Here is a 25,163-nt window from a genome sequence, read left to right on the forward strand (position 1 = left end):
AAGACGCCAGAAACAAGGAACACCCCATGGCCGCTGACGGCAGCGCACATCCCAAGACCCCGCTTTCCGGTGAGGATCTGGATCGTGTGGTTCAAAATGCTCATGCCGCTCTGGGGCAACGCCAGCAGGCGGACGGACACTGGGTGTATGAGCTGGAAGCCGACGCCAGCATTCCGGCGGAATATATCCTGCTGGAACATTATCTGAACCGGATTGATGATGCGCTGGAGCAGAAGATTGCGGTCTATCTGCGCCGGACGCAAAGCACGGAGCATGGGGGCTGGGCGCTGTATCATAACGGCGGCTTCAACCTCTCCTCCTCCGTTAAAGCCTATTTTGCCCTGAAAGCCACCGGGGAGGATATCAACGCCCCCCACATGCGCCGTGCGCGCGACGCTATTCTGGACCACGGCGGCGCCGAGCTCACCAACGTGTTCACCCGCATCCAGCTCGCCCTGTTTGGGGATGTGCCCTGGCGAGCCACGCCGGTCATGCCCGTGGAACTGATGCTCCTGCCGCGCAAGGCCTTCTTCTCCATCTGGAACATGTCCTACTGGTCTCGTGCGGTGATTGCGCCGCTGCTGGTGCTGGCAGCCCTGCGGCCCATCGCTATCAATCCGCGCCAGATCCATATTCGGGAACTGTTCGTCACGCCGCCAGAGCGCGTGACGGACTGGATTCGTGGCCCGTACCGCTCCGTGTGGGGCCGCGTGTTCAAGGGACTGGATAGTGTGCTGCGGCCTACCCTTGGCCTGATTCCGTCCAAAACGCATGAGAAAGCGATCAAGGCGGCGATTGATTTCATTGAGCCCCGCCTGAACGGCAAGGATGGTCTGGGAGCTATTTATCCGGCCATGGCCAATGTGGTCATGATGTATCGCGCCCTTGGCGTGCCGGACACGGACCCACGCGCCGTCACCGCATGGGAAGCCGTGCAGGGACTGCTGGTCCATAAAGATGATGAAGTTTATTGCCAGCCTTGCGTCTCTCCTATCTGGGACACCGGGCTGTCCGGCCATGCCATGCTCGAGGCTGCCTCCGGCCCCAAAGGCATTGCCCCGGAAGAAACGCTGACCGAGCTGCGCAAGGCCAGCAAATGGCTGCGGGACAAGCAGATTCTGGACGTTAAAGGCGACTGGGCCATCAATAACCCGAACGTCGCCCCCGGAGGCTGGGCCTTCCAGTATGGGAATGACTATTACCCGGACGTGGATGATACCGCCGTGGTTGGCATGCTGCTGCACCGTGAGGGTGACCCGGCCAACGCGGAGTCCATCGAACGCGCCCGCCAGTGGATCCTTGGCATGCAGAGCCGCGATGGCGGCTGGGGTGCTTTTGATATTGATAATAACAAAGAACTGCTGAACCACATTCCGTTTTCGGACCACGGCGCTCTGCTGGACCCGCCGACTGCTGATGTGACGGCCCGCTGCATTTCCTTCCTTGCCCAGCTTGGCCATGGGGAAGATCGCCCCGTGCTGGAACGCGCCCTGACCTACCTGCGCAAGGAGCAGGAAGAGGATGGCTCATGGTTTGGCCGCTGGGGCACAAACTACATTTACGGCACATGGTCCGCTCTGTGCGCCTTCAATGCTGCCGGTGTCTCGCATGATGACCCGGCTGTAGTGAAAGCTGTGGAATGGCTGCGCTCCGTCCAGCGCCCGGATGGTGGCTGGGGCGAGGGCTGCGAGTCTTACGAAGGTGGCAGCCATGGCACCTACGGGGAAAGCCTGCCCTCTCAAACCGCATGGGCTGTTCTGGGCCTGATGGCCGCAGGCCGACGGGATGATCCGGCCGTCACAAGCGGCATCAGCTGGCTGGCATCTCAGCAGGATGAAAACGGTGAATGGCAGGAAGACCCGTATAACGCGGTCGGTTTCCCAAAAGTATTTTACCTCCGCTACCACGGTTACAAGCAGTTCTTCCCGCTGATGGCTGTAGCGCGCTACCGCAATCTGGAAAGCAGCAATACACGCCGCGTAGCCTTCGGGTTCTGAAACATGACGAACACCACACAGCCTTCCCCCAGCCGCCCTGGCATTCTTGTCGGCCTGAAAGCCGAAGCAAAGCTGATCCGGCACGTGTTCCCGCATGCCGCCATTGCCGCCAGCGGGGCCACCCGCACCGGCGCACAGCGGGAAGCCGCGCGACTGGCCGCCTGTGGGGCAGACTGCCTCCTCTCCTTCGGTCTGGCTGCCGGGCTGGACCCGGCACTTCCCCCCGGCACGCTGATTTTGCCGGAACGCGTCATGGCATGGGGCGCGTCTTATACGTGTGACCCGACGCTGCGCCACATTCTGGGGGCAGGCCAGCCGGGTGTGCTAGGCAACGCCCTACTGCATAGTGACACCGTTGTTCTGGATGCTGCGGAAAAAGCGCGCCTATTCGCAACAAGCCAGTGCGCTTCTCTGGATATGGAAAGCGGCTTTCTGGCCCGCGCTGCGGAAGAAGCCGGACTACCCTTTGCCGTGCTGCGCGTGGTGTGTGACCCGGCCAGCCGCTCCCTGCCCCCGGTTGCAGGCACCGTTCTTTCTCCGGATGGCGGCCTGAACATCAAGGCACTACTCGGTTCTCTTCTGCGCAACCCCGGCCAGATTTCCGGCCTGATCGGCCTTGGCAAAGACGCCGGCCGCGCCCGCACCGCCATGCTGACCTTTCTGGAGCAGCAGCGCACCCGCCCGGCTTTTGCGCGGTTTGCGGGCTGACGATACTTAAGAACACGATTATCCATCTGCATCATACAGCACAGAAGCCTCGCCATAAGCATGTCAATCCGACCATCAGAGAACGGCATGTTTATTCTTCAAGTTTGACTGTGGGCCTTAACTCTTCAACAGCTTGCGGTGAGACTGCGTCCGTCCAATGGTTTCCAAAATGGCTCCGGACATAATTCGCAACATCGGCAACCTGTTTATCGGTCAAAATACCAGAAAACCAGGGCATCCCACCACGCCCGTTAAGAATCATATAGACAGGATAACCTGAATCCTGAAGCCTTCCATTATTGGCAAGCGCGGGGAAACCTGCGCCAGCCGTATTTCGTGCCCCCTTACCATCCGGCATGTGACACGACTGGCAGACATGGTGATAGACAGCCTCACCTGTGTCCATAACCTGGACTTTACCCGTTTCTCCGCTCGCCGTATCGGCATGTGCCGCTTGCGACATGAGGGTAAGAGCGAGCAGCGTTGCGGGAGACAAGAAAACAAAACGCATCATGCCGCCCCCGTTGCACGCTTATGTAATTGAGTAATTGCAGAAAGCGACGAAAGAATTGCCCCTTCCTGCCAACACCCGACATAAGATGCGTGCTCACCTGCCAGCACAATGCGGTTATCCATCGAAACCAGTGTTTTATAATGGGTCTTACGTGCCTGTTCAGACCACATACTGCAACATCCCAACGTCCAGGGCATACGGCTCCACGCAACACCTATCCCGTTGAGAAACTCACTGCGGTAGGATTTGGGATGAAAGACCGAGCCCTGCCGCAGTCCTTCTTCAACCCTTTGCTCTGGGGTCATGCCCGCAAAATCATAGGCTGCCGGCCCAAACATATAACCCGCCAGTAAAACTGCAGGGCCTTTTGAAAGGGCTCCATGACTTGGATAGGATATCTGACTGATAGGCTGATCAGTAAAACTGATACCGCCGTAAATCTGTTCATCCTCTTCCCAAAAGCGGCGCTTGAACTCAAAGGCAAGTTTGACAGATGACGCATAGGGTACCGCCGCTATAGCCGCTTTTAAAGGACCACTCACCTGAATATCGAGCTGGGACAGGACAGGCAGGGGAATGGTACAGACACAATATTCTGCCGTAGCTTCCCGCAAGACATTCCCATTCTGGCTATCCTTATAAGCCACCCTCACCATACGCTCATCCTGATGAATAGCCGTGACGGCACACCCAAGAGTGATCAGGTCCTTCACTTTACTGGCAAAGCCTTTCCCAATCTGGTCCATTCCTCCTACGGGCTGGAACATGGTCGTCTGCATATCAAGCGCCTCAGGAAAAGCCATCCAACGCCAGAGACCAGATTTCATTACCTCGGCTTGCGGAAAAGGTTTTGAATATGTCGGAGCGCCATCTGCTCCTGCCGATGGCATTTTATCGTAACCACGCCGCAGTGAAGAACGCGCCCCTGCCTCCCATGTGTTTTTATCACTCAATCCCGACCAGCCGCGCATGGTTGTAAGAACATGCTCCTGCTCTTCCCGCGTGATAATATCATCAAGTCTATGTTGATTGATGGCCTTGGAAAGCAATTCACCCGTATAGCCATTCAGGTCAGATGCAAATTCACGGTATCTGACAGGTTTACCGTCAAATGCTGAAGACGAATGAAGCCATGCATTATGATTAAGCTGGACAAATGGCTCCAATGCGATGCCAAATTCACGACAGTAATGGAGCAGACCTTGATGATGATAAGGGATACGCCACGGACCAGGGTTAATATAATTCCCTTTTGAAAAAGAAACTTTTTGTGTTGCCCCACCCAGCTCCGTCAGAGTATCCCCCCCACGCAAAGTAATATTACGACCACCCGCACGCCCCTGAAACTCAAGAACCCTTACAGAATAACCGGCTTTCCGAAGCTCATAAGCTGCGAGCATACCAGAGAGCCCAGCCCCCAACACAAGAACCGTAGTCCCGGCTTTAGCTCCGGAAAGCTTTGGTGGCCCTTTAAAATCACTTTTCATGGCATGACCCAAACTGGTCATAGCCTGATAAAGACCAGCACTTCCGGCCAGAATACCAACTCTGGTGAGAAACTGCCGGCGTGTCGGAGGCAAGATTCCGCAATTGATAGTCATGAACTATCCTTACATCAAAACAGAAAAACAGAAACTCTCATTATTTTTTACCGTTATTCTATTCCGTTTTCAGAATGTGACGTTCAACCGCCCGTAATAATATCCTCCGGTAATAGGAACCTGGAGCGAGAACTGGTCATAAATCTGGCTCCCATAAGCCTGATTCACGTGCGGAATTCTGCGTGGACGAACATTGAAAATATTGTTTGCCCCAATAGCAAGATGAAAATTTTTATTGAAACGATAACCAACTTCCAGATCAGTCAGCCACCGGGGAGAATTTTTAAATTGAGCAAAGCAGGTATTGGAATAGCGGAGAGCCTGTCCATCTGCGGGACATGTCAGAGCACCATTTGTCCAGTCCTGATATTCCAGCATATTTGTTGTTTCGCCATAACGGGTTTGGCGAATATTAATGTCCCATTTATCCACCGTGTAAAATGCATTGAGAATGATTTTGCTACGAGGATAGGCCGTCGTGATATAGCCAATATTTTGTGCGTTGAGAACTTCGTTCCCATTGGAATCCAAACCGTTATGGTGGAGGCGCGTCCGGTTAAGATCAAGCGCCATTGACAAATTCAGAGTCCCATAACGCTCCATGTGAAAAGCATAATCTGCTTTAATATCTAAGCCCTGCGTCCGGGTACTCGCACCGTTGGTCAGATAGTAAGCGCTATCCTGAGAAGGATCAGACAAAGCTGGTCCGGCAAGCGTATACCCCATTGCCTGAATAGCGTTGACTGCTGCCTGACCATTGACCGTCCCGCCTCCTACGATACGGTCACGCAGATTGATCTGATAAACATCGGCTTCAATATGAAAACCTTTTACTGGTTCAATAACAACGCCGCCACTCTCACTAACAGACTGCTCCGGCTTTAGCTTTGAAGCCCCTAAAGCGCGTGCTGCCTCCGATGACGCAGCAAGCATGCCAGAAGCGCTGGTAGGACCAACGTTCATTGCGCTGTAATGCTGCTCTGCAAGGGTGGGCGCACGAAAACCGGTGCTGATTGTTGCACGAAAAGCGAGCCATTTTGTCGCATCATAGCGGGTTGAGATTTTTCCCGTCTGGGTATTGCCCACATCCGTATAATGTTCAAAACGACCAGCAAAATCCAGATCCCAGTTTTTCAAAGGATGGAAATCACCATCAATATAGGCCGCAAAAATATCACGGTGCCAGTTCCCAGCACTCTGCGGGCCAAGACCGGCATACCCCTGCGTGCCGCCTAACTCATAGGAATTCGGGTTGCCCGCTATAATTTGATAGGTTTCAAGCCGGTGCTCTCCACCTATGGCCAGTGTCATCGGTACAGTGTGGGCAATATTAAAGCGATGACGGAAATCCAGATTATTGGTCCACTGGGCCATCCGGTAAGTTTCAGCCCGGGTAGACGTTGGTGACCAACCACAACCGTCAGTGGAATAATATGCGCTGGAAGGATTAGTAGAACATGTTGAGGCAAGCATCCCTGTATTGACGGTATTCTTGTTGCCAATTTTGGTTCCGTCAGCACCATAGGTTGAACTTGCGTCCCAATCCCAGTCTCCAAAAAGCCTGTTCCCTTTCAGGCCCATTGTGACGGCGTAATCGTTTTCTTCGTTAGTTTCTAAAGGAGAATAACCCCAGGGATAAATACTCGGCGCACTGCTGGGAATGCGATAGTTTTCGTAAGCCTCGCCATGCCGATGCATGTATGTCAGGTTACCGTAAAACTGAAGACGATCATCCACAATATCCTTGCCCCAATCCATCCCGAAATTTTCCCGGGTTTCTTCAGGCCGGCCAAGAATTTTGTTTGAATCAAGAGGAACTTTTACAGATCCGGTATAGTAACCGTTTGTAGAAGCACCTTCCGGCCAATATCCCAGAAGGCGGTGGTCCTTGGCACCTACAGTCATATGATCAGTATGATACATTTGCCCGCTGAGATGGAGAAAACCATTATTGCCCCATTTCAGACCGCCATCGGCATTTAATTGGTACTGCCACCCATCCCCATTATACGCATTAGCGCCCGTTTGCGCGCTCATACTTACGCCATGATCTCTTTTTTTGGTGATAATATTGACCACCCCGGCAATGGCGTCAGAGCCGTACATCGCGGCGGCTCCATCTTCCAGCACTTCAATATGATCAATCATATTGGCCGGGATACTATTAATATCGGCACCTGTAGAACCAAACTGCGGGCCAGAATCCGCAACAATATTTGCAGTATTATGCCGCCGTTTACCATCAACCAGAACAAGAACTTCATTCGGCCCCAACCCACGCATCTGAATGGAGGAGGTCAAGGCGGCGGAATCAGCTCCCATTGCAACAACGTTAATGGATGCATAAGTGCGCGTAAGCGCATCTGCGAGGTTCATTTGCCCTGATCGCGCCAAAGTAGCGGCAGAAACAACCGTAACGGGAGATGTGCTTTGACGCGCCTTGCGATTGGTCGAATGTGTTCCGGTTGTTACGTTAATTGTTTCCGCTTCTCCCGCCATTATGGGACCCGTATCTTTATGGCGTACGGGCGCAACACGAGATGAAGAGGATTTTGCAGAACTTACTTTATTTTTTTGAGAATATTCCTGAGAAGCAGGACGTTTTTGCGTAGAAGTCTTATATTTTTCAGATGTTGCGGCCATTGCGGTAACATAAGGCGTTACGACACACAGCGTCGTCGTCATCAAGAAAATTTTGTTTCTTATCATCATGCCTCACCCGATACTTTCTGAAAAAGTACTTTAGGACACCACGACCCAAGTCATTTCCGCAGTATGATCAGGCGCTCAGGAAACTGCCATCAATATGAATCGATTCCGGAATGTTTTGGTGGGATAGTTGCTGTATTGCAACATTCTGTACGCATCCAGCCGATGACGCCCTTCAAGAGTAAGAGCCACCGTCACCCTCCTCTCCATGTAACCAATGAAGATGGGAGCTCAGTGCGAACACCTTATGACCAGCGGTATTATATACCCCCATTTTATGTCGCCACTCGACCTCAGCCATACCCGAACCGTACACCAGTCTGAACGTTTCTGGTTTATGCTTTGTCTCTGCCCCTTTTCCCCGGAAGGACCACCATGACCAGCACCGCCCCAAACCCCGGCCCGCTTTCAGCCGAAGAGCTGGATCTGTTCAATAAATGGTGGCACGCCGCCAATTACCTTTCCATTGGCCAGATTTATCTGTTGCGTAATGCGCTACTGCGGGAACCGCTCAAGCTGGAGCACATCAAAAAGCGCCTTCTGGGCCATTGGGGCACCACGCCGGGACTGAATTTTATCTGGCTGCACCTCAACCGTATTATTCGGGCACAGGGGCGAGATATTCTGTTTGTCGCCGGTCCCGGCCACGGGGCACCGGGGCTGATTGCCTCCACATGGATGGAAGGCACCTACACGGAATACTTCCCGGATGTGACGCAGGATGAAGAAGGCATGACGCGCCTCTTCCGCCAGTTCTCCTTCCCCGGTGGCATCCCCAGCCATGCGGCTGCCACCACACCGGGCTCCATTCATGAAGGGGGTGAACTGGGCTATTCCCTCTCGCATGCCTTTGGTGCGGTGTTTGACCACCCGGACCTTGTCGTGGCCTGCGTGGTGGGCGATGGCGAGGCAGAAACCGGGCCACTCGCCACCTCATGGCATTCCAATAAGTTTCTCGACCCCAAAACAGACGGGGCCGTGCTCCCCATCCTGCATCTGAATGGCTACAAGATTGCCAACCCCACCATTCTGGCACGCATCCCCAAGCATGAGCTACGTGATTTCCTGAAAGGCTGTGGCTACGAGCCTATTTTTGTGGAGGGGCATGATCCGGCCCCCATGCATCAGGCTATGGCAAAAGCCATGGATGAGGCCTTTGCCCGCATTACTGACATTCAGACTGCTGCCCGTAACGGCAAGGGTGACACCCCGCGCCCCACCTGGCCCATGATTGTCCTGCGCAGCCCCAAAGGCTGGACCGGCCCCAAAACGGTGGATGGTCTGCGCACGGAAGGATTCTGGCGGGCGCATCAGGTGCCGGTCGATCATATGGAAAAACCCGGCCACCTCGCTATTCTTGAAGAATGGATGAAGTCCTACAGGCCGGAAGAGCTTTTTGATGAAAATGGCAGTCTGAAAGCCGAGATTGCTGCCCTTACCCCGCCTTCTGACAAACGCATGAGCGCCAGTCCTTACGCCAATGGCGGCGCGCTGCTCCGCCCCCTCCGCCTGCCGGACTTCCGCACCCATGCTGTTGCCATAACAGCCCCCGGCAAGACCGTGGCGGAATCCACCCGTGTTCTGGGTGAGTGGCTGAAAGATGTTATGGCGGCCAATCTGGACAAACGGAATTTCCGTGTGCTGGCCCCGGATGAAAACAATTCCAACCGCCTGAATGCCGTTCTGGATGTTACCAACCGCGCCTGGAACGCGGAGACAGAACCGTATGATGATCATCTGGCTAAAGACGGCCATGTCATGGAAATCCTTAGCGAACACACCTGTCAGGGCTGGCTGGAAGGTTATCTGCTGACAGGCCGCCACGGCTTTCTGTCCTGCTATGAGGCCTTCATCCATATTATTGATTCCATGGTGAACCAGCACGCCAAGTGGCTGAAAACCTCGCGGGAAACCGACTGGCGGCGGCCCATTGCGTCCCTGAACTATCTGCTCACGTCCCATGTCTGGCGGCAGGACCATAACGGGTTCAGCCATCAGGACCCCGGCTTCCTGAACCATATGGTCAACAAAAAAGCAGAGACCGTGCGCATCTACCTGCCGCCGGATGCCAATACGCTGCTTTGCGTGGCCGACCACTGCCTGCGCAGCCGGGACCGCATCAATGTGATTGTCGCGGGCAAGCAGCCGGAATTGCAGTGGCTCAGCATGGATGACGCCATCACCCACTGCCAGCAGGGCATTGGCATGTGGGAATGGGCCAGTAATGACAAAGGGAGCGAGCCGGACGTCGTTATCGCCAGCGCAGGCGATGTGCCGACGCTGGAAGCCCTCGCCGCTGTCAGCCTGCTAAATGAATACCTGCCTGATGTAAAAATCCGTTTTGTAAACGTGGTGGATCTGATGACGCTGCAAACACCGGAGCAGCACCCGCACGGCCTGCCGGATGAGACGTTCGATGCGCTCTTCACACCAGATAAGCCGGTAATTTTTGCTTTCCATGGTTACCCGGCACTGGTGCATCAGCTCATCTACAAACGGAAAAACGCCCCCAATTTCCACGTGCATGGTTTCCGGGAGGAAGGCACCACCACAACCCCGTTTGATATGACCGTGCGCAACCATCTGGACCGTTTCCATTTGGTGGCCAACGTCATCCGGCGGGTACCCCGGCTGGCCAGTCAGGCGGCCTATACGCATCAGGCCGTGCGCGACAAACTGGCAGAACACGAACGGTATGTGTGTGAGTATGGGGAGGACATGCCCGAAATCCGGAACTGGACCTGGCCTCAGTAAATATCCCTGCGCACTATTTTGCACGATTTGGCGCATCTGAGATGTTGTCATGCCGTAACAGATGTCTTAGCATTACGATACACAAACGATCTGATTCCGTCATGATCGGTTGTGAGGAAATGCCGGTCATTCCATGCGGCCTGACTATTCTTGACATCATCTCGGGATTACCTGATGCCACACGCCCATCCGCCCACCGCACCGACGCGCCGGCAGCTTCTGACCCGCATCGGCACTCTGGCTGGCAGCGCCGCGCTGTATCAGGCCATGACAACTCTGGGCCACGCTATGGGCACAGATTTCCGTGGGCCACCCCAGCTCTCCGGTGCCAAACCCGGCACCCGCGTGCTGGTGCTGGGTGCTGGTCTGGCCGGGATGCTCTCGGCTTATGAACTGCGGAAAGCCGGCTACAAGGTCCAGATTCTGGAATTCCAGAGCCGCAGCGGCGGACGCAATATCAGCCTGCGGGGCGGTGACACCGTAAAGGAACTGGGCGGTGCGACCCAGAAAGTTGGTTTTGCGGCCGGCAACTATATCAACCCCGGCCCGTGGCGTATCCCGTACCATCATCAGGGACTACTGCATTATTGCCGTGAATTTGGCGTACAGCTCGAACCCTTTATTGAGCTGAACCATAACAGCTGGCTGCACTCCACAGGAGCCTTTGGCGGCAAGGCCGTACGCTATCGGGAACTGGCCTCTGACTTCAACGGCTTTACAGCAGAACTGCTGGCCAAAGCCATTGACCAGCACAAGCTGGATGAGCTGGTCCCGGAAGAGGAACGCGCTCATCTCCGTGAGGCCATGCACTCCTGGGGCGCCCTGAACAAGGATATGGCCTACACCAAAGGCAACACCAGCTCTTTGCGCCGGGGTTTTGAAAAACCGCAGGGCGGCGGGATTGATGGCGCGCCCGTCCCCTCCGATCTGTTCGCCCGTAAGGATGTCATGCAGTCGGGCCTGTGGAACTGGATGGCCTTTCACGAACGGCTGGACATGCAGACCACGATGTTCCAGCCCGTTGGCGGGATGGATCAGATCGGCAAGGGCTTCACCCGTCAGGTGAAAGACCTCATCACACTGAACTGCAAGGTCTCCTCCATCCATCAGGATGACCGCGGCGTGACTGTCACCTACACAGACACAGCCCATGGCGATGCCGTGCGGCAGGCACAGGCAGACTATTGTGTCTGCACCATTCCGCTCTCCGTGCTGTCGCAGCTGGATGTGCAGGTCACAGCCGGGATGAAGGCCGCTATTGCCGCCGTGCCTTATGCCTCATCCGTCAAAATGGGGATGGAGTTCAAGCGCCGCTTCTGGGAGGAAGATGACCAGATTTACGGCGGCATCAGCTTTACCGACCAGCAGATCAGTCAGATTTCCTACCCCAGCAACGGCATTTTCTCAAAAGGGCCTGCGGTCTTGCTGGGCGGCTACATGTTCGGTCCCGCCGCTTATGACTTTGCGGGGATGACACCGGAAGAGCGTATTCAACGAGCTCTGGATCAGGGCATGGCCATTCATCCTCAATACCGCAAAGAGTTTTCAAACGGCGTTAGTTTTGCATGGAGCCGTGTGCCGTGGACACTCGGTTGCTGCTCCATGTGGACGGAAGAAGCCCGGAAAACCCATTACAAAACGCTGTGTGCCGTGGACAACCGCCTCGTTCTGGCCGGAGAACACGCCTCTTACGTCGGCTGCTGGCAGGAGGGGGCCATTCTCTCAGCACTTGATGCCGTGACCCGTCTGCACAAACGCGCGCTGGGAGCAGCATGATGCAGAAACTTCTTCTTGTGACATCTCTTTTTATCACCGCTGGCCTTGTCACCCCCGGCCTTGCCCCGAGCGCTGCCCATGCGGACAGCGCCAGTGCTGTGGCCGGTAAAATGCAGGTCCTCCCCGATGGTGAAGCCATTTATCGTCACGTCTGCCAGAGCTGCCACATGCCAGACGGCAAAGGCGCTGTGGGAGCCGGGGCGCAGTTCCCCGCTCTGGCCGGCAACCCCAAACTGAAAAGTGCGGAGTATCCGGCCTATGTGGTGCTGAACGGCTTTGGCGGCATGCCCTGGTTTGCCGGACTACTGAATGACCAGCAGGTCGCTAATGTCGTCAATTACGTTCGCACACATTTCGGGAACCATTATACTGATGCCCTGAAACCGGAAGACGTTTCTGAAATGCGTCCCCACCTGTCAGTAGAGGAAGAATAACGTGCGCCTTTTTAAAAGCCTGATCCCCGCCGCAGCCCTGACGGCTCTGGCTGCTTTCCCTGCTCTGGCGCATGCTGAAGGCGGCGTGATCCGTCATGGCGATGGCAAGTTCCCCATCTCCACCGCTGTGGAAGTCCCCGCCGGGGCCACCACCATTTATCTGAGCGGCATGGGCGCTCCGGTGCAGGACAAAACTGCACCACCCAAAAGCCTTGAAGCCTATGGCGACACTCGCACCCAGACCCTCGCCTCGCTCCAGCGCATTGAAGGCGAACTGAAAAAGCTGAACCTGACCATGGGTGATGTTGTGCAGATGCACATCTATATGGTGGCGGACCCGCGCACAAAGCAGCTGGATTTTGATGGCATGATGAAAGCCTACACCCAGTATTTCGGTACGGAAAAGCAGCCCAACCTGCCGGTGCGTTCTGCCTTTGCCGTGACACAGCTCGCCAACCCCGGCTGGCTGATTGAAATTGAGGTCACGGCTGTTCGGACGCCTAAAAAATAAGGCTTATTGCCGGGCAACGAATTCCCCAGTCCATCGCTTTTCCAGCAAAAAGACAAGCGGTGGATCCGGGGAAACAGCATCCCGCCTCACACATTTGTAAGTCTTATCGTACACGGCCATCTAAAGGCGCACGGGATCTTGTTATAACAAGATTCGCTACTACGCGCTTTTACGAGGCCTGACGATATGACTGAGCATTTAACAAAACGCTGGCAGACTCTTCCTGCCACTCCCGCCCCTCTGGCGTCCTTCAAAGGACAGCACGCCCCCATTAACGGATGCTCGCTCTATTATGCGGAAGGGGGCACGGGGGATGATGTCATCATCATGCTGCATGGCGGCATGGCGAACTCGGATTATTGGGGCACACAGGCCGCCTGCCTTGCCAAAACGCACCGTGTCATCGTCGTCGACAGTCGCGGACATGGCCGCAGCACGTTAGGGGATAAGCCCCTCAGCTACGCCCAGATGGCGGACGATATCATTCACTTGATGAACCATCTGGAAATCCCAAACGCCAGTCTTGTTGGCTGGAGTGATGGGGGTGTGCAGAGCATTATTCTGGCGTCTGAACACCCGGACCGCATCAAACGCATCTTTGCTTATGGGCCACATATGTCCGCCTCGGGCCTCAATCTGGCCTGTAGCGGGGACAAGGTGGTCAACGCTTTTGTAAAGCGGGCGACAGAAGACTACCGCCGCCTTTCCCCTACCCCTGACGAATTTGAGACCTTTTCAAAAACGGTCTGGGGGCTGTGGAAATGGGAACATGATGCCGAATTTACGGAAGACCGCCTGAACGCCATCCGCTGTCCGGCATGGATAGTGGACGGGGACCGCGACGAGATGATTCATCGCCCGCATCTGGAATATCTGGTGGCGCATATTCCGGGCAGTTCTTACATGATCCTGCCCGATACCAGCCACTTTGCCTTCCTGCAGGCACCGCTTCTGTTTAATGAGGCTCTGGCCGATTTCCTGTCCGTCAAAGCCTGACGTCAGGATGAGAACGGTTCAGCTCTGATTATGGGCTGAACCTCTTTTTATTTGCCGTCCGTTCTCTCAAGTTCGCCATCGGCATCATCCGGCAGAAAGAAATCTTCCGGGTCTTCCGGCACGGGGAGAGACAGCAGGAAAAACCCTGCCGCCACCGTGATCGCCCCCGTCGCAACGGGCAACCAGCGCAGGGCGGTCACCATCGCAGAATCCTGCGTGCTTCCATTGACGACAAGCGCCCAGCCACTCACGCAGAGCAGCGCAAAACCACCCACAAAACAGGCCACAATCCAGAGCAGCCGACGCACATAAGGAGACGAAGACTTGCTCATGATGTGACCTTTCAGATCATTGCTTGAAGGCCCGCGCTAGCACGTTTTGTGTTTCGAGGGAAACTGGCAGGGTCGAATTGGTCAGCGCCACACCTTTCCAGCCTGCGCCCAATGCCGTGTAAAGGTTCACAGCATCACGCAGACGTTCCAGACGGGCCAGTGCTTCCATGTTCTGCGCATTCAGGGTGGTGCGCTCAGTTGTCAGAACTTCAAGGAAGCCGACCAGACCCGCACCATACAGACGCCGCGCCCGCTCACTGGCTGTGGCGCTATCTTCTGCGGCTTTATGCAGCTGCTCGGCATATTCAATATCATCGTGCCAGGCCGCCATGGCGTCTTCAACTTCCTTGAAGCCGTTCAGCACGGACTGCCGATAGGTCAGACGCGCTGCTTCTGCAGAGGCCTGAGCCGCCCGCACTTCAGACGTCATCTTGCCACCATGCATCAGCGGCAGGCTGGCCATCATCAGGAACTGCCAGCTCATGGCATTCACCTGGAACAGCTGATACATGGCCGATGCATTCGGGTTGAAGGTCAGCGGAATGACAAAGTGCGGGTAGAGGTTAGCCACAGCCACGCCAATCTGCGCCGTCGCCAGCGCATACTGCCGTTCCGCCATACGAATATCCGGGCGGTTGGCAATCACGACAGACGGCAGGGTGGCAGGAAATTCTGGCACAGTCGGCAGAGGCCGCGGCACCTTCAGCTCGTCTTCCAGAGAACCCGGCATCTGTCCCAGCAGTACTGCAATAGCATGCGTTACCTGAGAGACACGGGTTTTCAGCGGTTCACGCGCTGCAATCTGCGTATCAAGCTCAGCCTGAGCCTGCGCAATTTGCAGGGTGTTCCCCACACCTTCCAGATACAGTTTGTTGGTCAGATCCACCGCGTTCTTGGCAACACGGATATTGTCCGTCGCAATTTTGATCTGCAACTGCGTGACCCGAAGCAGCATATAGTCTGACGCCAGTTCGGACAGCATGGTCATCAGCAGTGCGCGGCGGCCTTCAATTGAGGCCTCCACAGCGCGCTCATGCGCTTCCACATCACGGCGGATACGCCCGAATACGTCCACTTCCCACGTCGCCATTGCGCCATAGGTCAGCATGGAAGCTTCCGGCCGGTTCTGCGGGTTCCCGGGGCGGATAGGCCAGTTATCAATGTTCAGGGAATAGCGAACATCCCCGCCCCCGATATTGGCATCCATTTGCGGATACCACTGCGAGGCTGACCGGTCACGAATAGCACGTTCGGCCAGAATCCGCTGCCCGGCGATCTGGAGATCATAGTTCCCCTTAATCGCCTGCTCGACCAGACTGGTCAGCACCGGGTCCTTAAACGCCGCCCACCACTCGGTCATTTCCTTATTGGTGCGGTCAATTTCTTCCTGGGTAGCAGGGTGCTCTTCCGCTGCTTCCTTGAACTGGGCCGGCACCTTCATGTGCTCTGCCTGATAGTTCGGCCCGACTGTGCAGGCCGAAAGCATCAGGGAGGACGCCATGAACAGGCCGAGGCGACGATGAACCTTCATCTTATGTTCCATGCCGCTCTCAGAGGTGATCTTGCAGCCAGGTGGTCATCTTGCCCCGTCGGCCACGCGGTTCCGGCCCGACGCTGACAGTCGCAGTCATGCCCGCGGCCAGGGTTACGCTGTCCGGCACATGGTCAAGATGGATACGCACCGGAATACGCTGGGCCAGACGCACCCAGGTAAAGATCGGGTTCACATCCTGCAGGCCCAGCTTGTCCGGCGTGCCGTTGGTATCGTTAATACCGCGGGCAATGCTCACCACATGGCCAGTCAAAATTGGCTTGTAGCCCATAAGTTTGACGCGGGCTTCATCACCCACATGGACGCCCCACATCTTGGTTTCTTCAAAATAGCCGTAAACCCAGTAGGAATCGGCATCAATCACGGCCAGACGCGCCTGCCCGGAGGAGGCATAATCCCCCACCCGCAGATTAAGGTTAGTCACGTACCCATTAACCGGCGAATACAGCACGGAACGCTGAAGGTTCAGCTTGGCCACGTCCAGCGCGGCGCGAGCAGCATCCACGGCGGCAATCTGGGTTGCCACATTGGAGTTGAAGACTTCCTGTTCTTCCGCCGAGACAATGCCACCCAGCCCCATACGGCGGCGGGCATCATTGCGCTTGAGCTTCAAATCTTCCAGCGCGCCGTCCAGCCGGGCCTGTGCCTCACGGATCGCCAGACGGAAACGCACGGGGTCCAGCACAAACAGCGGGTCTCCCTTATGCACAAACTGGTTATCCACCACGGGGATCTGCACCACCGTGCCCGAGACTTCAGGAGCGACGTCCACAACATACACGCGCACGCGGCCATCACGGGTCCATGGGGCGATCATGTAGACGTTCCAGAGGGTCACCCCCAGCACAATGGCCAGAGAGACAACCGCCAGGGTCAGAATAACTCGTATCAGGGTGCGCAGAAGGGGCATTGCGGAGACTCAAAAGCCTTTTCAGGGATCAGACGTACAAAATGAGCAGGCAGAGGATACAAACGTAGAGCGAAACTTCGAACAGAGCGATGTGCCAGAACCAGCCAAGCAGGCCGCTCCACCACAACACAAAACGAACACACATGGTAAGGGGCAGCGCCGCCAGTGCGTAAACGACGATTGGCGCCATGAAGACACCAAAGAGATTGAATTCCGTCAGCATGACGCCATTCTCGTAGCAACTCTCATCGTGCGTGTGCCCGCTCTGATCCGGCCAGATCTTTCTGTCCGGACGCGGCCTGTTCGACCCGGTCAAGAATCCCGCAGCACTGCTCCAGTTCCTGCGGGGTTACATGTTCGGTCAGGCGCGTTGCCACATCGTCTGCCGCATGGCTGACAAGTGCAGCGATTTTCCGGCCTTCTTCCGTAATGCTGACAAGCTTGGAACGGCGGTCTTCCTCATCAATTTCCCGGACAATAAAGCCGCGCTTTTCCAGCACATCCAGCAGCCGCACGAGAGACGGCGCCTCCAGGGAAAGAGAACGGGCAAGATCTGTCTGTCTGACAGGCTGCTCAGAAAAATTGAGATAATAGATGGGCCGCCAGGTTGCGTCCGTCAGGCTGAACCGGCGCAGATCCGCATCAATCTCGCGCCGCCAGATGGCCGCAAGGCGCGCCAGCCGGTGCCCGAAGGACCGGCGGGTTTCGATGCTTTTATCAGGATAACGCGGAGGTTCCATTATGTGCCCATACTAGCAAGCATACAAACTGTTCGCACGCTCACAAAATCGTAGGGCAATCATTCCCAGAAAAAATCCGCCCCTGCCAATGCAAAATTGGAATGGAACCTATGGGCAAAGGCGGATGGAAAGAAATTAGTTCTTCTTGCGGCGCACCACGTCCCACACCTTGCGGGTGCCGCTGCGGCCAAGAGAACCTGCCACCGTGGCCGTGACTGCGGCCAGAGTGACGGATTCTCTCATCTGTGTCGCACAGCGGTTACGGGCAATGCGAGCTTCCACTTCAGCTGTCGTCAGGTAGGAACGGCGGCCAAACAGAACGCAGATCAGGGCAAAAATCACATCCAGCGCAAAGACGCCGAACGCTGCCGTCACCGGACCCCAGTGGAAGGTAAACAGGAACAGGGCCCACAGGAGTCCATGGCCGGATATCAGGGCAAAGAACCCGAATACCGCGGCGGCAACAAGAAATGCTGCCTGTTTTCCTAACCGGACCGCCATCTGCTGCATGAGATGGGACTGTGCATGCAGGGCGGACCTGCCAAGTTCAAAAATACGCATGGACTCAGGGACTACCTTCGTTCAGATCACGTGAGGCTTCAGCGTGACATCCGACCGAGGATAAAGCCCACAACGCCGGAAATGGCGATGGACACCCATGACGACTGCGCACGCGTCTGCTTGGAAATATCGCTGCGCGCATGATTGGCCAGTTCACGCGCATTGGCAACTGCTTCTTCAGTCAAATCACTGGCTTTGCCGCCAGCATTCGTCAGCGCGGGCACCACATGCTTGGTGATCAGCCGTTCCAGATGCGCCTTTACGGCTTCAATTTCATCACGGGCTGTCTCAGCAGCAGACTCACCAGCAGCCTTTACATCCTTGAGTTTATCAGAAGACATGGAACACCCTATTCGCGTTAGATTTATTGACAACACCCTTTTAACTGATCGCTAAGGATAAGGTTGCATGCATACGGCGCATAGCTCGCCCCCGCCGCTAGCCCTTCACAATCTCGCTTTCCTCCCTCCGCTCCCCGGCCTCAGCCTGAGCGTGGAGAAAGGCCAGTGCGTGGCCCTGCTGGGAATCGGCATCGAGCATGATGACCTGTCCCGCCTGACGGACGTTCTGGCCGGACATGCCCCCAGCTATGGCGGGCAGATCCTGGTGGGCGGAGAGGATGTCACCCACCGCCCGACAGGCCAGCGCGGTCTGGCCACCATCGGGGCGCATGCGCCGCTTTTCCCGCACCTGACGCTGGCGGACAACATTCTGTTCCCGCTCAGGGCCTCCGGGCAGGTCTCCGCGGCGGAAAGCGAACGCCGCACAACGGAAACACTCTCCCTCGTCGGGCTGGATGGACGCCGCGCGCTTAAACCCGCCAGCCTGACACCAGAACAAAACCTGCGAGGCCAGCTGGCCCGCGCCCTCGTCATGCGGCCTGAAGTTCTTGTCCTTAATCGCCCCTTCAGCACTCTGGACCATACCGCCACAAGACGCATGATGGCTTTGCTGGAAAAGCTGCAACGCGCCATTGGCCTCAGCTCCCTGCTGCTCACGCGGGACCGCACGGAAGCCCTGATGGCTGGGGACACCATCGGCATTCTGGAAAACGGTATCCTGCTCCAGCTTGCCACACCGCCTGAGCTGCTCACACGCCCTGCGCATGAACAGGTCGCTATTGCGTTTGGTGAAGCCAATATCCTGACCGGCAAAGTGCTTTATGCCGAAGACGATATGGCCGAACTCCGCCTCCCCACCGGAGAGACCGTGGAGGCCATGGCCGCACCGGGGCTGGAGGAGCAGGACCTCGCCAATATCTGCATCGCGCCAGATCGGCTCTCCGTCATGTTCCCCCGCCAGATCAGCGCGACGCCTGAAGAAAATGATATGTTGCTCTGCACGCTGGTCTCCGCCAGGCATGTGGGCACGGCCATTCACATGCGCTTTCGCATGCAGGACGGCGGGGAAATTATTGCCCACCGTCCCCCTGTTCATACCATGCGGGACCTGGAACCGGGGCGCGTCGCACTGCTTGCCTGGCAAACAGCAAACGCCACTGCCTTTCCGATGGACCAGAAATCAGGCTAGAATTGCATCTGACCTAAGCAGCAACCGCGTGAGGCTACCCCTGTCCCTTCTTTCGTTTCGCAACGCATCCTTCGAAAGGCCCCGTCGCCCCAAGGCGCAACGCCTCTCTCCCCTGCCAGCGTTGCTTTGGCATGGGCTGACGGCGCTCGTTCTGGGGAGCATGGTGCTGCCTGCTTTTTCGCAGGCTGATGCGCGCTCGATACGCCGGATTCATCGGACCGTGGTGCAACCGGTACGAATTTTGACTTTCGGGGGGGCCATTACAGCCACTCAGCAGAAAGTGCTGTTCTCGCCTTATGCGCAGCTTATCAAGCATCCGCTGGCTCCCACCCCGTGGGATGGGGGGATCGAGTCTCTTCGTAAGCAGGAAGCCCAGTCTCCACACCGCTGGGCCGCCGTGATGATGGAAACCAGCTCTCTGCAAATCAGTTGCTCGCTGGGCCTGCTGGTGCGAGACCCAGCGGACCCCTCCCCTAACGGCTGCGGTCAGTCTTCCGCTTCGATCGACTTTGCCATGGCGTGGGACCGCTCCCGCTTTGATACCCCGCCCGACTGGTCCGACTTCTGGGACGTCGCCCGCCATCCCGGTCGCCGCAGCCTGCGCCGCGACCCCCGCACCACGCTGGAAATTGCCCTGCTGGCCGATGGCGTCTCGCCTGACGCCCTCTACCGTGTCCTGAACACGCAGGACGGCGTGGAACGGGCTTTCCGCAAGCTCGACCAGTTACGCCCTTATATTGTCTGGTGGTCCACGCCGGAGGAAGCTGCGCGCATCCTTAAAAGTGGGGGCGCGCTGATGGGCAGCGTGCCAACCGGAGAAATTCTCAGCGCCGCACAGGCTGACCGGGATCGTTTTGGCCTCTACTGGCCCCAGCGCCTGCAGGTCAATTACGCCTGGGGCGTACCAAAAACATCTGCCGAAGAAAATACGGCGCTGGCTCTGACAGCATGGCTGGAACACCCCACCCAGAAGCAGGCCTTTGCCAATGCGTGGCCGTCTCTGCCGTCTCTAGCGGAAATCAATGCCGGCTCTCCGGACAGCCGCCATATCCTGCCCCCCATCGCAGTGAATGACGCGTTCTGGAGTTCGCATCTCTCTACCTTGTCTGCACGTTTTGAGCGCTGGGCCGAAGACCGGTGAGCCTTCCTACTACGTCCAGCTTTGTGCCTTTTCTCATCACCCACACGCTGTCCTCGGCCGTAACGGGCATCTGTCTGGCGGCCCTTGTGCTCAGCGCAGCACTGTCTACCCGGCAGGGCGGCCGGCTTTACACGCTGCTCCTGCTGGTTCTGCTGCCGGCCACCGCAGCAGCTCTCACGCTGCCGTTGCTACTGCCGCTTGACCGCATGTCTCTGCTCCTGCCCTTTCTGCAGGGCGTTTTGATCGGACCAGCCATTTCTCTTGCGCCGCTCTACCGTCTGAAAGATGCTCCGTCAGCTTGGGGATATACAGCGCAGGAACTGGGAGCAACGACCATGACCCGTGTCCGTCTGCTCTGGCTCCCGCTTCTGGGTCGGCCACTGGCTGGCAGCGTGTGTCTGGCACTTGCACTCAGCCTGCTCGCCGCTCTGGGAATCAGCAAAGCCCCTCTTTCCTGAGGCCTCCTGCCGGTTTATCCTGCGCGGCATGACTTCCCCCTCATCCACCGCTCCGTTCTGGGAAACCACCCCGCTCCAAGAGATGACCACCGCTGAGTGGGAATCCCTGTGTGATGGCTGTGGCCGTTGCTGCCTGCATAAGCTGCGTGACGAAGACACGGACGAAATTCACTATACCTCCGTCGCCTGCCGTCTTCTGGATGTCTCCGACTGTCGCTGCACGGACTACCCGCAGCGCCACAGAAAAGTGCAGGACTGCATCACCCTGACCCCGGCGATGGTGTCCGAGCTGGACTGGCTTCCGCCCGATTGCGCTTATCGTCGCTTATCAGAGGGGCGCTCTCTGCCGGCATGGCACCCGCTTATTACCGGAACCCCGGAAAGCGTGATTGAAGCCGGAGCTTCTGCTGCGGGCCGTTGCATTAGTGAACGACAGGCTGGAGCACTGGAAGACTATCTCGTCGCATGGCCCGGCCAGCCTGCCCGAAAACCTAAACAGCCCAGCGCACACAAGCGGCCTCCTGTCCGCCACATCCGTGCCAAAACGCCCTAAAAAATCAGTTGCACGTTCTGACCGGGGAGCAACCATAGCCCCCCGCACCAATCTTATGAGTTCTACGCCAGATCTGATTGAACTGGCGCATGATTGCCACGTGCCTGTTATCTGGAAACCCTCCAGCCGAGCCCGACGGCTCTCCCTCCGCATTGACCCACGCAGACACGCCGTTGCAGTCACACTCCCGTCCGGGCTTTCCACTGCGCAGGCCGTGCAGTTTCTCAAAATCCAGAAACACTGGATCACAAAACGCCTCACGGCGCTGCAACAGGCACCAGCCTTCCTGCCGGGACGAACCATTCCCGTTGAGGGCAAGCCGCACACCATTGTGCATCGCCCCACAGCGCGTGGTGGCGTCTGGATCGAGGCTGACCAGATTTTTGTGAGCGGTGCAGAAGAATTTATCAGCCGACGTATTACAGATTTTTTGAAAAATCGCGCTCGCCAGATTTTAGGGCAGGAACTCCGCGCACAGGCCCAGACTTCCGGCCTGCACCCCACACGCCTTGATATCCGGGACACATCCAGCCGCTGGGGCAGTTGCTCCTCCTCCGGCCGCATCATGCTGTCCTGGCGTCTGGTGATGGCCCCGGCGCCAGTCAGACATTATCTGATTGCGCATGAACTGGCCCATTTGCGCCACATGAACCACGCTCCGGCATTTTGGACTCTAGTAGACCAGCTGACTCCACACCGACACCATGCCGAAGCATGGCTGAAACAACACGGCTCAGCGCTGTTGGGCGCACACTAAACGCACAGACAGCAGACACAGACACTTGCCGCCACGCCCCAACATGCTAAAACCCGCCATAACACAGTAAAACGCCCTGTAAGGCTGACAAAAACAGCCCACCTTATGCGAACTTGGCGGAATGGTAGACGCAGGAGACTTAAAATCTCCAGCCCGTAAGGGCGTGCGGGTTCGAGTCCCGCAGTTCGCACCACTAACCACTTGAAATGATTGAATAAAGTGTCCCTGTAGCTGGACAAAAGGACCGTGTCCCGTTCACCTTCCCATAATGGGAACCGACATGCTCCGTCTGCTTGGCTCACACTACCACTTTCGCCGCACAATTCCCCACGCGCTTCGCCCCCTGCTGGGCCGCACGGAAATCTCTCTTTCTCTTCAGACCAATAGCAAACGGGTTGCACGCGAACGCGCAGCCGGGCTTTATGCCAGAACCGGACAGTTCTTTAGTAAAGCCAAAGTCATGTACGAAGATGCCTCGCCCGAAGAACTGAGAAAGCTGATTGCCCTCTATGAAGACATCATGCGCGACACAGACCGCATGATTAAAATTGAGGACGAAAGGGTGAAGGCCGAACGAACCTACGAGCAGGCACGGTTCTACTTCGACAAGATACAGAGCCTGAAGCAGCTGCAAGAATTCATTAAGATATCCAATGATGGCATGGACAGGCTAATGGCTGGCTTCAAGAAGCTGCACGCGACTGCCACCAAAGACCAACTTCGCAACGCCACAGAAAAAGCCATGTTGCGGGAACAGATTGCCAACCTGAGCAACATCGTGGTGTCTATCAAAAGTGCCGCTCAGGAAACTCAGGCCGCTTTTACACCTGTGCAGGCAGAAGACGCCCCTGTGAGCACAGCACCCAGAAAGCCCCCTTCAAGCCCCAGGAAAAAAACAGCTCCGACCATTACAGAAATGGCGGACCAGTTCATTTATCGCGATAAAACCCGAAGCCCCGGCATCATTCGTGATACTGGCAAGACCATCGGCCTCTTCGTTGAAGCCTTTGGCGACAAGCCTGTGGACCAGATTACCGGCGGGGTGGCTGGGGAATTTCGGGACATGCTGTTTGCCCTGCCCTCTACGCACGGTAAACATAAGAACTCCCCTGGCATTCATGACGCGATTTTGCGTGCCAGGGAGCAAGGGCTGGAAACACTGAGCGGCAAGACGGTTAAAAACCATTTCTCCCGCCTCTCGGCTCTCTGGGGACATCTTGTCCAGCGCGAAATCGTGGCCCGTAACCCATGGGCAGGGTGGACGTATGATGTCACCCAGAAGATTGACCGTCGCGACTGGACAGACCGCGAACTGGCCCAGCTTTCCACTGCCCGGTGGACAAGCACAACAACCTCTTTACGCAGTTATGTCGGCCTCATTACCATCGCCCTGTATACAGGAATGCGCCTTGGTGAACTCTGTAACCTGCGCACGCAGGACATTGTGACCGTCAACGGTATTCGCTGCTTCCATGTCCGCCCTCACCCTGAGGATAACTGGTCACCGAAAACAGCAGCCGGAACGCGGCTCATTCCTCTTCATAGTCACCTTTTGCAATGGGGTGTGCTCAACCTTGTGCAGGAGGGAGAGCATTACCTCTTTCCAGACCTGAACCCCTCCGCCCGAGGACGCGGTACGGACTTTGCGCAAGCCTTTTCAAAATTCAAAAAACGGCTTGGGCTACCGGAAACTGTGACCTTCCATTCATTCCGACACACAGTGTCGACCAAATTGCGGAATCAGGGCGGGAACATTCGAGAACTCTGGATTGATACCTTGCTGGGTCATGAGGCCAGCCATCGGTCTCAGGGCACTACAACCTACACAAGCAGCATTGCCGTGCAGAACCTGCAACAGGTCGTGGAGGCTCTGGACTACCCGACCTTCCATATCCCCCTGCCTGAATAAGCTTAACACTGACACATGGGGCCAATAGGACGAAAGCAGCTCACCCCCTCAAAATACACCAAAGAGAGTGGTGCCGAAAAAAATTCATTGACAACGACACTTTGTTCACGCACTCATACCGTATGAAAGACAATGGTGTGAAAAAAACAACCCTTTCAACACACGTCACACTCATAGCAGGCCACCCCTTCAGAGGCCGCATTGAAGCCGTTGCAGACGTTGAGACAGTGGTTGTGCAAATGCGTGACACCTCTCCCGAGGGGGTCAACTGGACGTCTTGCGTTCGCACCAACGTGCCGGGGCGACGTGAGCCAGACTGGTTGCAACCGGGGGATATTCTCTTCCCCGCTCGTGGCAATGTGTCACGCGCCGTTTTGATTGATGAGCAGATTGGCCCCCTTAAGGCTGTTGCCGCCCCGCACTTCTTTCTCCTTCGTATAAAAACAGCAAACCTGATCCCTGCATATTTGGCATGGTGGCTTAATCAGGAACCGGCACAGCGCCATCTGGCACAGAATGCCCAGAGTTCCACCCTTGTGCGGAATATTGCCCGCACTGTGCTGGAAACTACGCCACTCGCTGTGCCCTCTCTTACGCAACAGCAAACACTTGCAGAACTGGCGTTGGCTATGCACCGAGAAGAAACCCTTCTGATACAGCTTCGCCAAAGCAATCAACAGATTATGACCGGACTAGCCAGAGACCTTCTGGCACGCTGAC

The 25,163-nt window shown here is 56.5% G+C and carries 24 protein-coding genes and 1 tRNA gene; 15 read left to right on the top strand and 10 right to left on the bottom strand.

Translation table 11 applies throughout. The features are described 5' to 3' along the window. The first annotated feature begins 26 nt into the window (after positions 1-26). Together shc and HK23_RS01280 are read left to right on the top strand one after the other, a co-directional pair. On the top strand, positions 27-1,997 hold the full coding sequence (gene shc / locus HK23_RS01275; RefSeq protein WP_086652588.1) for a squalene--hopene cyclase: 1,971 nt from the start codon (positions 27-29) through the stop codon (positions 1,995-1,997). Between the two features lie 3 nt (positions 1,998-2,000). Then, a complete protein-coding gene (locus HK23_RS01280) occupies positions 2,001-2,705 on the top strand; it encodes a phosphorylase family protein (protein ID WP_086652589.1) in 705 nt (234 codons plus the stop codon). Positions 2,706-2,796: 91 nt separating this feature from the next. On the opposite strand, the gene HK23_RS01285 is transcribed toward HK23_RS01280, so the two are convergent. The 3 genes from HK23_RS01285 to HK23_RS01295 form a co-directional block, all read right to left on the bottom strand. Next, positions 2,797-3,219 (bottom strand): c-type cytochrome, encoded by a 423-nt coding sequence (locus HK23_RS01285; RefSeq protein WP_179193758.1) that lies wholly within the window; start codon positions 3,217-3,219, stop codon positions 2,797-2,799. Then, on the bottom strand, positions 3,216-4,820 hold the full coding sequence (locus tag HK23_RS01290) for a flavin monoamine oxidase family protein (protein ID WP_256940005.1): 1,605 nt from the start codon (positions 4,818-4,820) through the stop codon (positions 3,216-3,218). The genes HK23_RS01285 and HK23_RS01290 overlap by 4 nt, the downstream gene beginning before the upstream one ends. A gap of 69 nt (positions 4,821-4,889) precedes the next feature. Next, positions 4,890-7,532, bottom strand: a complete 2,643-nt coding sequence (locus HK23_RS01295; protein WP_086652590.1) for a TonB-dependent receptor plug domain-containing protein — start codon at positions 7,530-7,532, stop codon at positions 4,890-4,892. A 372-nt stretch (positions 7,533-7,904) separates the two neighbouring features. On the opposite strand from HK23_RS01295, the gene HK23_RS01300 reads away from it, so the two are divergent. The 5 genes from HK23_RS01300 to HK23_RS01320 all read left to right on the top strand — a co-directional run bounded on the left by HK23_RS01300 (position 7,905) and on the right by HK23_RS01320 (position 14,000). After that, positions 7,905-10,283: a phosphoketolase family protein gene (locus tag HK23_RS01300; RefSeq protein ID WP_086652591.1), complete on the top strand. Its 2,379-nt coding sequence runs from the start codon at positions 7,905-7,907 to the stop codon at positions 10,281-10,283. Positions 10,284-10,457: 174 nt separating this feature from the next. Next, positions 10,458-12,059, top strand: a complete 1,602-nt coding sequence (locus tag HK23_RS01305; protein ID WP_086652614.1) for a flavin monoamine oxidase family protein — start codon at positions 10,458-10,460, stop codon at positions 12,057-12,059. Beyond that, entirely contained in the window at positions 12,059-12,493 is a 435-nt protein-coding gene (locus tag HK23_RS01310) for a c-type cytochrome (protein WP_086652615.1), read from the top strand. The genes HK23_RS01305 and HK23_RS01310 overlap by 1 nt, the downstream gene beginning before the upstream one ends. Before the next feature lies 1 nt (position 12,494). Further along, the gene (locus HK23_RS01315) at positions 12,495-13,004 is read left to right on the top strand and encodes a RidA family protein (protein ID WP_086652592.1); all 510 of its coding nucleotides are present in this window, start codon (positions 12,495-12,497) and stop codon (positions 13,002-13,004) included. Positions 13,005-13,190: 186 nt separating this feature from the next. Beyond that, positions 13,191-14,000: an alpha/beta fold hydrolase gene (locus tag HK23_RS01320; protein ID WP_086652593.1), complete on the top strand. Its 810-nt coding sequence runs from the start codon at positions 13,191-13,193 to the stop codon at positions 13,998-14,000. Between the two features lie 47 nt (positions 14,001-14,047). Here the strand turns inward: HK23_RS01320 and HK23_RS01325 are convergent, their stop codons facing one another. The 7 genes from HK23_RS01325 to HK23_RS01355 all read right to left on the bottom strand — a co-directional run bounded on the left by HK23_RS01325 (position 14,048) and on the right by HK23_RS01355 (position 18,436). Next, positions 14,048-14,332, bottom strand: coding sequence for a hypothetical protein (locus HK23_RS01325; RefSeq protein WP_043551373.1), 285 nt, complete (start codon positions 14,330-14,332; stop codon positions 14,048-14,050). Positions 14,333-14,348: 16 nt separating this feature from the next. Beyond that, positions 14,349-15,863 (bottom strand): efflux transporter outer membrane subunit, encoded by a 1,515-nt coding sequence (locus tag HK23_RS01330; RefSeq protein WP_373270299.1) that lies wholly within the window; start codon positions 15,861-15,863, stop codon positions 14,349-14,351. 19 nt (positions 15,864-15,882) lie between these two features. Next, positions 15,883-16,794: an HlyD family secretion protein gene (locus tag HK23_RS01335; protein WP_025826370.1), complete on the bottom strand. Its 912-nt coding sequence runs from the start codon at positions 16,792-16,794 to the stop codon at positions 15,883-15,885. A 28-nt stretch (positions 16,795-16,822) separates the two neighbouring features. Continuing rightward, complete coding sequence (locus tag HK23_RS01340; RefSeq protein ID WP_025826372.1) at positions 16,823-17,017, bottom strand: DUF1656 domain-containing protein; 195 nt, start codon at positions 17,015-17,017, stop codon at positions 16,823-16,825. A gap of 22 nt (positions 17,018-17,039) precedes the next feature. Next, positions 17,040-17,534, bottom strand: coding sequence for a MarR family winged helix-turn-helix transcriptional regulator (locus HK23_RS01345; protein ID WP_063907719.1), 495 nt, complete (start codon positions 17,532-17,534; stop codon positions 17,040-17,042). 135 nt (positions 17,535-17,669) lie between these two features. After that, entirely contained in the window at positions 17,670-18,095 is a 426-nt protein-coding gene (locus tag HK23_RS01350) for a hypothetical protein (protein WP_043551375.1), read from the bottom strand. 38 nt (positions 18,096-18,133) lie between these two features. After that, positions 18,134-18,436 carry a hypothetical protein gene (locus tag HK23_RS01355; RefSeq protein WP_043551376.1) on the bottom strand — a complete coding sequence of 101 codons (303 nt, stop codon included), beginning with the start codon at positions 18,434-18,436 and terminating at the stop codon, positions 18,134-18,136. A 67-nt stretch (positions 18,437-18,503) separates the two neighbouring features. Here HK23_RS01355 and HK23_RS01360 point away from each other — a divergent pair, with 67 nt between their 5' ends. The 8 genes from HK23_RS01360 to HK23_RS01395 all read left to right on the top strand — a co-directional run bounded on the left by HK23_RS01360 (position 18,504) and on the right by HK23_RS01395 (position 25,162). Then, complete coding sequence (locus HK23_RS01360) at positions 18,504-19,625, top strand: ABC transporter ATP-binding protein (protein WP_086652595.1); 1,122 nt, start codon at positions 18,504-18,506, stop codon at positions 19,623-19,625. A 220-nt stretch (positions 19,626-19,845) separates the two neighbouring features. Then, positions 19,846-20,766, top strand: a complete 921-nt coding sequence (locus HK23_RS01365) for an extracellular solute-binding protein (protein WP_179193759.1) — start codon at positions 19,846-19,848, stop codon at positions 20,764-20,766. Further along, entirely contained in the window at positions 20,763-21,224 is a 462-nt protein-coding gene (locus tag HK23_RS01370) for a hypothetical protein (RefSeq protein WP_143217461.1), read from the top strand. The genes HK23_RS01365 and HK23_RS01370 overlap by 4 nt, the downstream gene beginning before the upstream one ends. Positions 21,225-21,252: 28 nt before the next feature. Next, positions 21,253-21,777 carry a YcgN family cysteine cluster protein gene (locus HK23_RS01375; RefSeq protein ID WP_086652598.1) on the top strand — a complete coding sequence of 175 codons (525 nt, stop codon included), beginning with the start codon at positions 21,253-21,255 and terminating at the stop codon, positions 21,775-21,777. A gap of 55 nt (positions 21,778-21,832) precedes the next feature. Continuing rightward, positions 21,833-22,534 carry a M48 family metallopeptidase gene (locus HK23_RS01380; protein ID WP_086652599.1) on the top strand — a complete coding sequence of 234 codons (702 nt, stop codon included), beginning with the start codon at positions 21,833-21,835 and terminating at the stop codon, positions 22,532-22,534. A gap of 107 nt (positions 22,535-22,641) precedes the next feature. Further along, positions 22,642-22,727, top strand: a tRNA-Leu gene (locus tag HK23_RS01385). Between the two features lie 87 nt (positions 22,728-22,814). Further along, on the top strand, positions 22,815-24,443 hold the full coding sequence (locus HK23_RS01390; protein WP_143217462.1) for a tyrosine-type recombinase/integrase: 1,629 nt from the start codon (positions 22,815-22,817) through the stop codon (positions 24,441-24,443). 122 nt (positions 24,444-24,565) lie between these two features. After that, a complete protein-coding gene (locus HK23_RS01395; protein ID WP_086652601.1) occupies positions 24,566-25,162 on the top strand; it encodes a restriction endonuclease subunit S domain-containing protein in 597 nt (198 codons plus the stop codon). The last annotated feature ends 1 nt before the right edge of the window (position 25,163 follow it).

The sequence above is a fragment of the Acetobacter malorum genome, from assembly GCF_002153605.1.
GTDB classification, from domain to species: Bacteria; Pseudomonadota; Alphaproteobacteria; order Acetobacterales; family Acetobacteraceae; genus Acetobacter; species Acetobacter malorum_A.

Excerpts from the sequence above, each read along its gene's own strand:
- shc (WP_086652588.1), top strand. The coding sequence starts at position 27 with ATGGCCGCTGACGGCAGCGCACATCCCAAGACCCCGCTTTCCGGTGAG.
- HK23_RS01280 (WP_086652589.1), top strand. The coding sequence starts at position 2,001 with ATGACGAACACCACACAGCCTTCCCCCAGCCGCCCTGGCATTCTTGTC.
- HK23_RS01285 (WP_179193758.1), bottom strand. The coding sequence starts at position 3,219 with ATGATGCGTTTTGTTTTCTTGTCTCCCGCAACGCTGCTCGCTCTTACC.
- HK23_RS01290 (WP_256940005.1), bottom strand. The coding sequence starts at position 4,820 with ATGACTATCAATTGCGGAATCTTGCCTCCGACACGCCGGCAGTTTCTC.
- HK23_RS01295 (WP_086652590.1), bottom strand. The coding sequence starts at position 7,532 with ATGATGATAAGAAACAAAATTTTCTTGATGACGACGACGCTGTGTGTC.
- HK23_RS01300 (WP_086652591.1), top strand. The coding sequence starts at position 7,905 with ATGACCAGCACCGCCCCAAACCCCGGCCCGCTTTCAGCCGAAGAGCTG.
- HK23_RS01305 (WP_086652614.1), top strand. The coding sequence starts at position 10,458 with ATGCCACACGCCCATCCGCCCACCGCACCGACGCGCCGGCAGCTTCTG.
- HK23_RS01310 (WP_086652615.1), top strand. The coding sequence starts at position 12,059 with ATGCAGAAACTTCTTCTTGTGACATCTCTTTTTATCACCGCTGGCCTT.
- HK23_RS01320 (WP_086652593.1), top strand. The coding sequence starts at position 13,191 with ATGACTGAGCATTTAACAAAACGCTGGCAGACTCTTCCTGCCACTCCC.
- HK23_RS01325 (WP_043551373.1), bottom strand. The coding sequence starts at position 14,332 with ATGAGCAAGTCTTCGTCTCCTTATGTGCGTCGGCTGCTCTGGATTGTG.
- HK23_RS01330 (WP_373270299.1), bottom strand. The coding sequence starts at position 15,863 with ATGAAGGTTCATCGTCGCCTCGGCCTGTTCATGGCGTCCTCCCTGATG.
- HK23_RS01335 (WP_025826370.1), bottom strand. The coding sequence starts at position 16,794 with ATGCCCCTTCTGCGCACCCTGATACGAGTTATTCTGACCCTGGCGGTT.
- HK23_RS01340 (WP_025826372.1), bottom strand. The coding sequence starts at position 17,017 with ATGCTGACGGAATTCAATCTCTTTGGTGTCTTCATGGCGCCAATCGTC.
- HK23_RS01345 (WP_063907719.1), bottom strand. The coding sequence starts at position 17,534 with ATGGAACCTCCGCGTTATCCTGATAAAAGCATCGAAACCCGCCGGTCC.
- HK23_RS01350 (WP_043551375.1), bottom strand. The coding sequence starts at position 18,095 with ATGCGTATTTTTGAACTTGGCAGGTCCGCCCTGCATGCACAGTCCCAT.
- HK23_RS01355 (WP_043551376.1), bottom strand. The coding sequence starts at position 18,436 with ATGTCTTCTGATAAACTCAAGGATGTAAAGGCTGCTGGTGAGTCTGCT.
- HK23_RS01360 (WP_086652595.1), top strand. The coding sequence starts at position 18,504 with ATGCATACGGCGCATAGCTCGCCCCCGCCGCTAGCCCTTCACAATCTC.
- HK23_RS01375 (WP_086652598.1), top strand. The coding sequence starts at position 21,253 with ATGACTTCCCCCTCATCCACCGCTCCGTTCTGGGAAACCACCCCGCTC.
- HK23_RS01380 (WP_086652599.1), top strand. The coding sequence starts at position 21,833 with ATGAGTTCTACGCCAGATCTGATTGAACTGGCGCATGATTGCCACGTG.
- HK23_RS01390 (WP_143217462.1), top strand. The coding sequence starts at position 22,815 with ATGCTCCGTCTGCTTGGCTCACACTACCACTTTCGCCGCACAATTCCC.
- HK23_RS01395 (WP_086652601.1), top strand. The coding sequence starts at position 24,566 with ATGAAAGACAATGGTGTGAAAAAAACAACCCTTTCAACACACGTCACA.